The sequence below is a fragment of the Serratia microhaemolytica genome (assembly GCF_004011885.1).
Taxonomy (GTDB): domain Bacteria; phylum Pseudomonadota; class Gammaproteobacteria; order Enterobacterales; family Enterobacteriaceae; genus Serratia_G; species Serratia_G microhaemolytica.
On sequence record NZ_SBEF01000004.1, the window covers coordinates 102,626 to 113,501 of the forward strand.

General features: G+C 48.0%; 10 protein-coding genes and 1 tRNA gene. 5 read left to right on the forward strand and 6 right to left on the reverse strand.

The window, feature by feature from the left end:
• Positions 1-92 precede the first annotated feature (92 nt).
• The gene (fabV, locus tag EOJ37_RS04275) at positions 93-1,289 is read left to right on the forward strand and encodes an enoyl-ACP reductase FabV (RefSeq protein WP_127958162.1); all 1,197 of its coding nucleotides are present in this window, start codon (positions 93-95) and stop codon (positions 1,287-1,289) included.
• A gap of 119 nt (positions 1,290-1,408) precedes the next feature.
• Here the strand turns inward: fabV and uspE are convergent, their stop codons facing one another.
• From uspE to EOJ37_RS04290, 3 genes are all read right to left on the reverse strand, one after another.
• On the reverse strand, positions 1,409-2,371 hold the full coding sequence (gene uspE / locus EOJ37_RS04280; RefSeq protein ID WP_127958164.1) for a universal stress protein UspE: 963 nt from the start codon (positions 2,369-2,371) through the stop codon (positions 1,409-1,411).
• Positions 2,372-2,545: 174 nt separating this feature from the next.
• Positions 2,546-3,310, reverse strand: coding sequence for an FNR family transcription factor (locus EOJ37_RS04285; protein ID WP_127958166.1), 765 nt, complete (start codon positions 3,308-3,310; stop codon positions 2,546-2,548).
• 305 nt (positions 3,311-3,615) lie between these two features.
• Complete coding sequence (locus tag EOJ37_RS04290; protein ID WP_127958168.1) at positions 3,616-4,158, reverse strand: DUF2057 family protein; 543 nt, start codon at positions 4,156-4,158, stop codon at positions 3,616-3,618.
• Between the two features lie 527 nt (positions 4,159-4,685).
• On the opposite strand from EOJ37_RS04290, the gene EOJ37_RS04295 reads away from it, so the two are divergent.
• Positions 4,686-5,102: a CoA-binding protein gene (locus EOJ37_RS04295; protein ID WP_127958170.1), complete on the forward strand. Its 417-nt coding sequence runs from the start codon at positions 4,686-4,688 to the stop codon at positions 5,100-5,102.
• Positions 5,103-5,372: 270 nt separating this feature from the next.
• Here the strand turns inward: EOJ37_RS04295 and hspQ are convergent, their stop codons facing one another.
• Complete coding sequence (gene hspQ / locus EOJ37_RS04300; RefSeq protein ID WP_127958172.1) at positions 5,373-5,690, reverse strand: heat shock protein HspQ; 318 nt, start codon at positions 5,688-5,690, stop codon at positions 5,373-5,375.
• Positions 5,691-5,751: 61 nt separating this feature from the next.
• Positions 5,752-6,942, reverse strand: a complete 1,191-nt coding sequence (gene rlmI / locus EOJ37_RS04305) for a 23S rRNA (cytosine(1962)-C(5))-methyltransferase RlmI (protein ID WP_127958174.1) — start codon at positions 6,940-6,942, stop codon at positions 5,752-5,754.
• A gap of 91 nt (positions 6,943-7,033) precedes the next feature.
• On the opposite strand from rlmI, the gene yccX reads away from it, so the two are divergent.
• The gene (yccX, locus tag EOJ37_RS04310; RefSeq protein WP_127958176.1) at positions 7,034-7,312 is read left to right on the forward strand and encodes an acylphosphatase; all 279 of its coding nucleotides are present in this window, start codon (positions 7,034-7,036) and stop codon (positions 7,310-7,312) included.
• Between the two features lie 6 nt (positions 7,313-7,318).
• Here the strand turns inward: yccX and tusE are convergent, their stop codons facing one another.
• Positions 7,319-7,648 carry a sulfurtransferase TusE gene (tusE, locus tag EOJ37_RS04315; protein WP_127958178.1) on the reverse strand — a complete coding sequence of 110 codons (330 nt, stop codon included), beginning with the start codon at positions 7,646-7,648 and terminating at the stop codon, positions 7,319-7,321.
• Between the two features lie 158 nt (positions 7,649-7,806).
• On the opposite strand from tusE, the gene EOJ37_RS04320 reads away from it, so the two are divergent.
• Together EOJ37_RS04320 and cas3 are read left to right on the forward strand one after the other, a co-directional pair.
• Positions 7,807-7,894, forward strand: a tRNA-Ser gene (locus EOJ37_RS04320).
• 359 nt (positions 7,895-8,253) lie between these two features.
• The gene (gene cas3, locus EOJ37_RS04325) at positions 8,254-10,872 is read left to right on the forward strand and encodes a CRISPR-associated helicase Cas3' (protein ID WP_127958180.1); all 2,619 of its coding nucleotides are present in this window, start codon (positions 8,254-8,256) and stop codon (positions 10,870-10,872) included.
• Positions 10,873-10,876: the final 4 nt, after the last annotated feature.

Consider the following 10,876-nt stretch of genomic DNA (forward strand, 5'->3'; position numbering starts at 1 on the left):
GCACGCTCAGGCAGATAACATATCAGTTTTTACTCAACTTATGTTAAAATTGCTGCCGTTAATTTTATCCCTTTAACGGATCCTTGACTCATATGATTATCAAACCGAAGATTCGCGGCTTTATTTGCACCACTACTCATCCAGTCGGTTGTGCAGCCAATGTTCGTCGTCAAATTGCGTACATCAAAGCACAGGGCAAAATTGCGAATGGCCCGAAACGTGTACTGGTGATTGGAGCCTCAACCGGTTACGGCTTGGCGTCACGTATTAGCGCTGCCTTTGGTAGTGATGCAGCAACCATCGGTGTCTTTTTTGAAAAACCCGGCACTGAGAGCAAACCGGGCACGGCTGGCTGGTACAACTCGGCAGAATTTGATAAAGCGGCCAAACAGGCTGGGTTATACGCCAAGAGTATCAATGGAGATGCTTTCTCCAATGAGTGTCGCGCTAAAGTTATCGAACTGATCAAGGCTGATCTGGGTCAGATTGACCTGGTGGTTTACTCATTGGCATCACCGGTGCGCAAAATGCCAGAAAGTGGCGAAATCGTCCGTTCTACTTTGAAGCCAATTGGTGAAGTTTATAGCAGCACGGCGATTGATACCAATAAAGATCAGATCATTAATGCGTTAGTTGAACCTGCGACAGAAGAAGAGATCCAGAACACCATCAAAGTAATGGGCGGACAGGATTGGGAATTGTGGATGTCGGCATTGGAACAAGCGGGGGTGTTGGCTGAAGGGGCTAAATCGGTTGCTTACTCGTATATTGGTACCGAGTTGACCTGGCCAATTTACTGGCACGGTACACTTGGACGAGCGAAAGAAGATCTGGATCGCGCAGCGGGAGAGATCCGTAGTGCTCTTGCCAGCAAGAAGGGAAGCGCACATGTTGCGGTATTGAAATCAGTGGTGACACAAGCCTCTTCAGCTATCCCAGTGATGCCGCTTTATATTTCCATGTCGTTCAAAATCATGAAAGAAAAGGGTATCCATGAGGGCTGCATCGAGCAGATAGATCGTATGATGCGCACGCGCCTCTATGGTGACGACCTGAAACTGGATAATGCTGCGCGCATTCGCATGGATGACTGGGAACTGCGCGAAGATGTTCAGCAGACTTGCCTTGAGCTATGGCCGTCGATCACCAGCGAAAACCTCAACCAACTGACCGATTATTCAGGTTACAAAGAGGAGTTTTTGCGTCTGTTCGGCTTTGGTCTGGACGAAGTTGACTATGAGGCAGATGTGAACACAGACGTACAGTTTGACGTGATCGAGCTGACTTAATTCAGCGCAGCTAAATGGCTAACTTGCCAAATCCCAAAGCGCCAGCAGTGCGCTTTGGGGTGTCACAGCACGGTTTGCAGCGCGATCCGTGCTCACTGTGACCCGTCTCTCAATCTAACCTACTTCTCATCGCCCTGTTCATCGTCACTCTCTTTGCTGATAGGGCAGTTAAAATCGTCGGGTTTCAACACCAGCAGATCACAGGTCAACTGATCAATAATATGTTCTGCGGTATTACCAATAAAAGCGGCTGAAATTCCAGTGCGCCCAACGGTACCTAATACCACTACCCCGGCTCCCAAACGCTCAGCCAACTCGGGTATCACCTTTTCTGGCAACCCCTTCTCGACATGCGTTAACTGTTCACTGATGTGAAAAGTTTGGCGTAATTTCTTCATCGCCACCAGATAGAGACCACGGATAGCATCGCCATAGGCACTCGGATCAAAATCGGGCAGCTCAATAGTGATATTGATCGGCGTTGCTGGATAGGCACTGACCAAATGCACTTCAGTCTGATTAATGTTATTTGCCAACTCCAGTGCTTCCTGCACCAAACGCAGATTTAATGCTTGATGATAAGGCTCTTCACCGGCCAGATTAACCGCTACCAGGGCTTTACCTGCTTCGGGCCAGGGTTGATCTTTAACCATCCAAACCGGACAAGGACACTTTCTTAACAGATGCCAATCGGTGGGAGTAAAGATCACCGACTCCAATCGAGCGTGCTGATGAGTCATCTTCAACAGCAGATCGTGATTAGCAGTGATCACCTCTTGAATAATCGCTTCATAGGGGCGATTGTGCCATACCACTTTGATCTCAATCGGAATGCCATTTTCAATATAGAAGCGACACTGTTCACGGATCCAAGCAGTGCGTTGAGCAATCACACCTTGCCGCATAGCATCACGTTCTTCCGGTGCCAACAGCGTGGTCATCTCATAAGAAAAATCGTAGATAGGAAGGAAGGCTTTAATATGCCCACCATTTTGAACCACCAAGTAAACTGCCCGGCGCAGAGCCGGCTGATCATCTTGGTTGGGGTCAATAGCGACCAGAAGATTTTGATATTTTGCCATAATTCCCCCTTATAGCCATCTAGCGCCAGTTGGTTAAGCGATAGCAGCCTGTTTTTCAACACCAGTCACCCAGCGACCTCTAATCAGCCTTACTACAGAGTAACTCAACATTCAACAACAGGACAGAGGGAGACCAGCCAATAAGCTAACAAAGTTACTGGCTGGTACAAAGCATCAGACGATAGAGGAACTGGTACTGTTTTGCGTCGTGGCTAACTGTGACAGGGCATCGATATTTTCGATAGTGATGTACTTACCTTTGACACTGAGCATGCCATTTTTTTGAAAGCGCCCCAACAAGCGGCTGATCGTCTCAACCGTCAAGCCGAGATAGTTACCGATATCGCCGCGCGTCATCGTCAAGCGGAACTCACGTGGCGAGAAGCCACGCTCGGCGAAGCGGTGTGACAGATTGTAGATAAACGCCGCCAGCCGCTCTTCAGCATTTTTCTTTGAAAGTAACAAAATCATGCTCTGATCAACTTTAATCTCATCGCTCATCAACCGCATGATCTGCTGACGCAGACTGGGCATTTTTCCTGACAGGTCATCCAGCGTCTCAAACGGGATCTCACAGACCATCGAAGTCTCTAATGCTTGAGCAAAACTTGGGTGACTTAGCGTACCGATGGCATCGAAACCAACCAAATCCCCAGCCAGATGAAAACCGGTAATCTGCTCATCACCCTGCTCAGTAATGGTATAGCTCTTAATGGTACCGGAACGTATTGCATAGAGAGATTTTAGTTCATCGCCAGCTTTGAACAGCGTCTGACCTTTCTGGATCGGCTTCTTTCGTTCAATGATATTATCAAGTTGATCAAGCTCATGCGCATTAAGTGTAAAGGGAATGCACAGTTGACTGATGCTGCAATCCTGGCAATGGATTGCGCAACCACCAGATTGGATACGACGAATTACGCGTTTTTCCGGAATCATAGACTAAGCTCATGCGGCAATTGATATCCGTCAATTTTAACATCATTTACTACGCCTGATAAGTATTGAGCAGCGGAGAAAAGTGAGAATTTTTAAACTTTGGCTAAGCTAACCAGCATCAGCAATAGGTTATAGTTTGTACGAAATAGGGAGATAAGATGGGACAAAAGATGATGTTGTAACAGATCACCCAACACAAAAGTGCTGGTTGCAACGGGGCGACATCCGCAAAAGGTGTTACAAATTGCGGTGCATGACGATTCGGATTAGCGGAGTATTTATTTCAACATGTTCATCTGCAAACGTTATCTAAGTTCAGTGGAACCCATAGCATTGGCTGGTAGATTCGACAATTCAGGCACTGAAGCCTTGTGATTTTGACTGTTATAGGCAGCCACGGTGCGCTCCAGCTCTTCACCGTTGAATGGCCTCGTGACATGCAACACATCAGTTTTTATGTTTAAAGCGCGGCCATTTTGATCAATCACCTGATAATTGGTCAATTTATCGAAGCTACGGCCATCACAAATGGTTTCAATGCGCGGCAATACAATCGCTACTGCCTTGATATCCTGACTGTTGAATACCACTATTAACGGAGATGAGCTATATATCACCTGAGTTTGGGCATTCTTATGCACGGCCTTGGTCACTTTAAACAATAGCTGATGCTGTCCGGCGTCTAATTCCAGACTTTCAGCACCCTTTAGCAAAGAACCGGTGATCCTTCTACCATCTATCATCATTAAATCGATATCAGGTGAAAGTTTCAGCGTTGTTGCTGTGGTGGATACACTCAAAGAGAGTCCCGTAAGAAGCAACAGAACAACTAACAAAGCAAATTTCATTGTTATTTCCTTATAGCAAAACCATTAGTCAGTATTGGGTATGATAAGAGGTTATGTCAAATTCTTTCCTTCTTGTTTTTTTGTTGTGCATATGTTTGTTTTTTATTAAACAAAGTAAAAACATAAGGATATGTTTGGTTTTTGGTCTGGGGGAGTGTGAGCAGGCTGCAACTGCGTGGCGTCGGTGAGCGAAGTGGTAATGTGTTTGCTGCGCTATAGTGTAGTGGTAGTTAATATGCAGCTTATTTACAAATTAACTAATTTTAATATTTTAGCTTATTCTCCAGCCACGTAAGCGGGGGTTATTCGCTCGCAGCGCATCGATAATAAAACGGAATGGATAGTCAGCGAAAAACGGTATTTAAACCACCACCAACTAATTATTCATTTTTTTAAAGGAAAAGTGTATACATTTGTATAAATAATGATCTTAATGGGTTTGAGGAATGATCTTAATGAACGATGTAAGCGCAATGATAAATGATGATTAGTTGTTAATAAATTGAAAGAAAAATGAGAGGTCACTGATGCAAGATAAAGACATGGCAGCAATGTTAAAACAGATAAGAATGATTGCAGTAGTAGGGGCGAGTGACAACCCATCGCGCCCTAGCTACGGCGTAATGGCCTACCTACAGCGACAAGGGTACCAAGTGACACCGGTCAATCCAAAACTGGCGGGAAAACAGCTACTCGGTGAGAAAGTATATGCCAGCTTAGCAGAGATACCACACCCGATTGATATGGTTGACGTGTTCCGTCAGTCTGAAGCCGCCTACGAAACCGCACAACAAGCGATTGCCATTGGTGCCAGGGTATTATGGCTTCAGCTAGGGGTAATCAACCCACAAGCGGTAGAGTTGGCTGAACAAGCGGGATTGAAAGTGGTGGCTGATCGCTGCCCGAAAATTGAAATACCGCGCCTGGGATTAAACCGCGAATAGCTGAGCAGGCAGAAGTCCGCTGACAACGGAACATCAGCGCAAGCTGAACGGAGACGTTGTTAGTGGCAGCCCGAGTATTTGCAGACAAACCCGCAGGATACCCACAGCAGAACCCCAACAGAGCCTGAACGCATCGCACATTGCCGAGAGTACAAAGTGACCGACAGGTTGACCCATCGCATCAAACTGCATCAAACAGTGGATAAAATTTTAACATTAATGATCAGTCAACCTAGCAACATCCAATATTGCAGTACCCAACAGCGCAACTCAGTTACGCAAACGGGGGGCTTGCAACTGACGGCGAATAGACTGCGCCAACTCATCCAGCGAAGGCTGCTCGGGATGAGCCTCCTGGATTTCACTTGCCAGTTGCGCTTCAGCCAGATAGGTATGTACCGGACGCCCCTCTTCGTCCTCCATCACAACGTGATACCAAGGGGCGAGGCGTAACTCATCATTAGCAGCGATATCATCAGGCTCTGGAAGATCCAGAGAGTATTGGGCATCGATATCAATCACCACACCCAAGTAGCCGAGCAGTTTATGACGAACCTGCTGTCCAATGCCAAATTTGCTGGAAATCATGATGTCCTCCTAAGAAACAGTGCGTTTTCTCTTATGTAAGGGCAAAACGCACAATTTCAAGTCAAATGACGCGGCAGGCAAAGCCCTTCAGGTACAGCCCCTCAGGGTAGCTACTGATCACGGGATGATCGGCAGCCTGCCGAAACTGCTCAATAAATTGTACTTCACATCCGGCATCTACTGCAGCATCGGCTAAAATTTTCTGGAACAGCTCTGTCGGCAGCAGCCCAGAGCAGGAGAAACTGAGCAGAATGCCACCGGGATTGAGCAACTGAAACGCTAACATATTGATATCTTTATATCCGCGACAAGCGCCGGCCAACTGGCTCTTATTCTCAACAAATTTGGGTGGATCCATAATAATCAGATCGAACTTTTCGCCCTGTGTACGGTAACGGCGCAACAACTGGAACACATCATCACGCACAAACTCAGCCTTACGCAAATCTAGCTGATTCAACGTCACATTCTGCTTGGCAATCTCCAGCGCACTGGCGGAAGTATCGACACTGATCACCTGCTGACAACCGCCCATCAAAGCAGAAACGGCAAATGCACCGGTATAAGAGAAACAATTCAGCACACGACGCCCGGCGCTATAACGGCGAGCGGCCAAACGGCTATCACGTTGATCAAGATAAAAGCCGGTCTTATGCCCCTGCTGAATATCGACCAACAACTGCATACCCAACTCAGTGATTGGCAACAGCGCTGGAGGCAATGCACCGACAATCGGCCCCTGCACCAACGGCAAGCCCTCTTTCTTACGCACACTGACATCAGAACGTTCATAGATCGAACACTCTGGATAGCACTGCTGCAAAGCAGCCAGCAGTGCCGGACGCTGATATTCAGCCCCGGCCGAGAGCAGTTGCAGCACCAGAAAGTTTTGAAAGCGATCGACAGTAATACCGGGCAAACCATCAGATTCACCGGCAATCAAACGATAACTATCCAGCCCATCGCGCTCAGCCAGCCAATCACGCCACTGCTGTGCTCGGGTCAACTTACCCACAAAAAAAGCGGTGTCGATCTCTTCATCAGCCTGAAAACTCCAGACACGGGCAGCGATTTGAGACTGAGGGGAGTAAGCACCGCGCGCCAGCCATTTGCCCTGGCTATCGCAAATATCGATGGTTTCACCAGCCAACGGTTTACCCTCAACACGTAACACAGCACCAGAGAAAATCCACGGATGGCGGCGAAGTAAGGACTTTTCACGTCCTTTGGTCAGAAGCAGGCGTAAGGTCATAATTAAGTCGATTGCCAAGTTAACGGAAAGAATGGCACATTTCGAGCGTAGGCTAGAAACTGCCTGAAACGAAACTGATGAGGAGCCGATTATGACACAAGTTTGTATTGCTGCGTATGTCTATGGTGTAGTGCAAGGGGTAGGTTTTCGTTACAGCACACAACGCAAAGCATTAACACTGGCGCTGACAGGATACGCACGCAACCTACCAGATGGCAGTGTCGAAGTACTGGCCTGCGGTGAAAAACCGGCGGTAGAACAGCTCATCGACTGGTTAAAAAGCGGTGGCCCGCGTAACGCGCGCATAGAGCGGGTACTGACCGAACCACGAGGAGTTGCTGAATATCAGGGCTTTGGCATCCGCCACTGAACAGCGCTAGATACACTTTACCGGCTTAGGCAACCCAGCGATTTTGGTTGCCTGCTTGGCTGGCCCATCGGGAAACAGACGGTAGAGATAACGGCTATTGCCCTTCTCCTCACCATATTTTTGCGCCATTGCCTTAACCAGCATCCGGATCGCCGGGGAAGTATTAAACTGCTGATAAAACTCGCGCACAAACCACACCACCTGCCAATGCTCCTCACTCAGCTCAATCCCTTCTTGTGCGGCGATCAGCGCGGCTAACTCTGGGCACCAATCGTCAGTTTGCTTCAAATACCCCTGCGCATCGGTTTCAATGACCTGACCTGCAAATTCCAACATATCTTGTTTGACTCACCCTAATAGACTTGCTGCTCAGTGTAACAAATCCCAGTTGAGTGCGAGATGTGGAAATGCCACACAGATGCTGATTTTTCGTGCGCTTGAACAGCACCACACTTTACAACATTCGCCATGCCGTTTATAGTGCGCCGCGTTGCGGAGGAGTGGCCGAGTGGCTGAAGGCAACGGTCTTGAAAACCGTCGACGGGCAACCGTTCCAGAGTTCGAATCTCTGCTCCTCCGCCAACCACCAAACGCACACCGACCTACCAAGCATAACCAAATCCAAAACAGTTCATCCTGCCCGCTATTTTTACTTGTTATTACTTTTTGAAAAATAAGATATTCTCTTTTTTTTATGATCCCGATCACATGGAATAGTAAAATAAAATTGTACAATCTCGCGCTCAAATAAACATCATGGATCAGATTGCGGTGAGTCTGTGGTGTGCCCATCGCACAGGTTGATTACAAGGAATTACGCATGGAAGATGTTCATCCGTCAGATGTGAAAACTATTCTTCACACGCAATATTCTAAATTTTATCTCTCCATTGCAGCGCACCAAGCTGCCACATCCGTCAATGGTCACTCTTGGAGGCGATATGATATCGCGTAGACGTGTTGCAACCGAGCAAGCGACAACGATTGCCGTAGTGCCTTATCACAACTGCCCTGCAAAAACATACGATTACCTCGGTGAGTCTCGGCTCGGTCGTTCGGTATTCGAACATTGCCTGATTGTCGGTGAAGTTGCGCGAGCCTTGATCCGGCGATTACCCGAGAACTTGCAACCACGCCTATTTCCAGCGGGCAGTGGGCTGGTGGCAGCAGTGCATGATATTGGCAAGGTAAGTCCCACATTCTTTCTGAAATTACAGTCTCAAGTTGTGCCAAATAATCGATGGCTAACAACATTGGCACAGTTTGTAACACTGGAAGAGAAAGACTGGGGAAAACATGCTGGATGCAGTCAGCTAGCATTAACGGCGATCTGTAATGATACATGGATACCCAGGATTGCTGGCCAGCATCACGGAACTAGCCCAAACGTTGACGCTTACGTTGCTGACGCCAAATTTTTAGGGGGTACAGGCTGGCAGGAACAACGGCATCAGCTAGTATTGGCTTTGCAATCAGCACTGAATGAAACCTTCCCAACCATTGCTCACCATTCACAAGCGTTGCTATTAGCAGGATTAACCTCAGTGGCAGATTGGATAGGCTCTGGCAGCTTTTTTGAAGATCCGCAACTTCCTTGGCAACCCAATATTGAACCAGCGTTGGACAGTGCCGGTTTTCTGCCGATAAAAGTGCGTCAAGGGTTAAGTTTTGGCGACATTTTCCAAGATGTTAGTGGAAAACCATATCAACCTAATCCAACCCAGTTAGCGTTATACCAGAATTGTGTTGGCGCTGGGATATACGTAATGGAAGCCCCGATGGGATTGGGAAAAACCGAGGCAGCACTCTACGCGGCTTATCAAGTGCTAGCGCGAGGAGAAGCCAGCGGTATCTATTTTGCGCTACCGACTCAACTCACCTCAAATAAAATCTATCAACGATTTAACCAATACCTAACCGCCATTCTTGAACACGACAGCCCACATCGAAACGCATTACTACTACATGGCAATGCTTGGCTGATGGAACATGAGATGGGAGAAGAGGGGCAACCAGGCCGTAGTTGGTTCGATCATCGTAAGCGAGGCCTATTGGCTCCGTTTGCTGTAGGCACACTGGATCAGGCATTAATGGCTGCGATGAATGTACGTCATGGTTTTGTACGCACTTTCGGCTTGGCCGGTAAAGTGGTGATCCTCGACGAAGTACACAGTTATGACGCATACACCAGCGTTATTTTAAATGAGCTAATCAGCCTACTGCGCGAGTTGCACTGCACAGTGATCATCCTCAGCGCGACATTAAGCAGCACAAAATGCGGGGAATTACTGGGCAAACCCACTGAGACTGAAGCCTATCCACTGATAACCGCACTGCCAGCGAATACACCAGAGATACAGGAACACCCGGTAGTGATTACTGAACAGCGCGCGGTCTCACTTCAGTTACTACCAATGGCGCATCAACCGGTCATCGAAGCGGTACTGGAACGCGCCTGCCAAGGCGAACAAATACTGTGGATTGAAAACAGTGTTGATGAAGCACAACATCGCTACCTTGAATTTGCTGCACGAGCCAGCGAGTTGGATATTGCGTGTGGTTTACTTCATTCACGCTTCACACAGAAAGACCGTCAGCGCAATGAAGATCACTGGGTGAACTGCTTTGGTAAACCGGGTTGGGGCACGCGAATGGCACAGGGAAGGATTTTAATTGGCACACAGGTACTTGAACAATCGCTGGATATTGATGCCGACCTACTGGTGACACGATTTGCTCCCACCGACATGTTATTACAACGCCTCGGGCGTTTATGGCGACATCATCAAACACCACGCCCAGCAACTGCTGAATGTCAGGCATGGATTTTGGCCCCCGAACTGGCTCAAGCACAACAGAACCCGCAATCTGCCTTTGGTACCACCGCCAACGTTTATGCCCCCTATCTACTCTGTCGTAGCTTGGAAGTTTGGTTACGACAGGCGCGCAGTAAAACCGTAACACTACCGACAGAGATCCGCCGCCTGCTAGAAGAAACCTACCGAGAACGCGATGAACAGGGGGAACTGGCACAGTGGAAACAGGAGTTATTCAAAGGCAGCCGACATCGTAAAGGGCTAGATAGCTTAAGGCAATTGGCGCGCTTAACACTGACACATGGAGGGAAAACCTTGGCAGAAAGCAAAGCACAAACACGTTATAGCGAGCAGGAGAACGCACAACTGTTGTTGTTAAGTGCCATTACCTATGACGACAACACGCAGAGCACCCAGTTGACATTTATCGATGGCAGCGTAATGCAACTGCCTTGGCGTACTCATCAACTGAAGAAAAACCAATGGCGGCAATTAGCCGGGCAAATTATGCAGCAGATGGTCAATTGTAGTCAGCACCACTCCCCGCCAGCGGCATCGCGTGAATGGTGCCGCAAGATAGGGTTGGGCAATGTGCTCTATTTAGGCAGTGAAACACAGGATGAAGCAGCGCTGGCGATTGCGCTAGTGAGTCCAACCAGTGAACTGAGAGCGATTACTGGTGAGGTATTGCCCCATAGCTACCGGGATGATGTTGGATTACGCATAATTCGCGTTAAGGAGTAAAGCG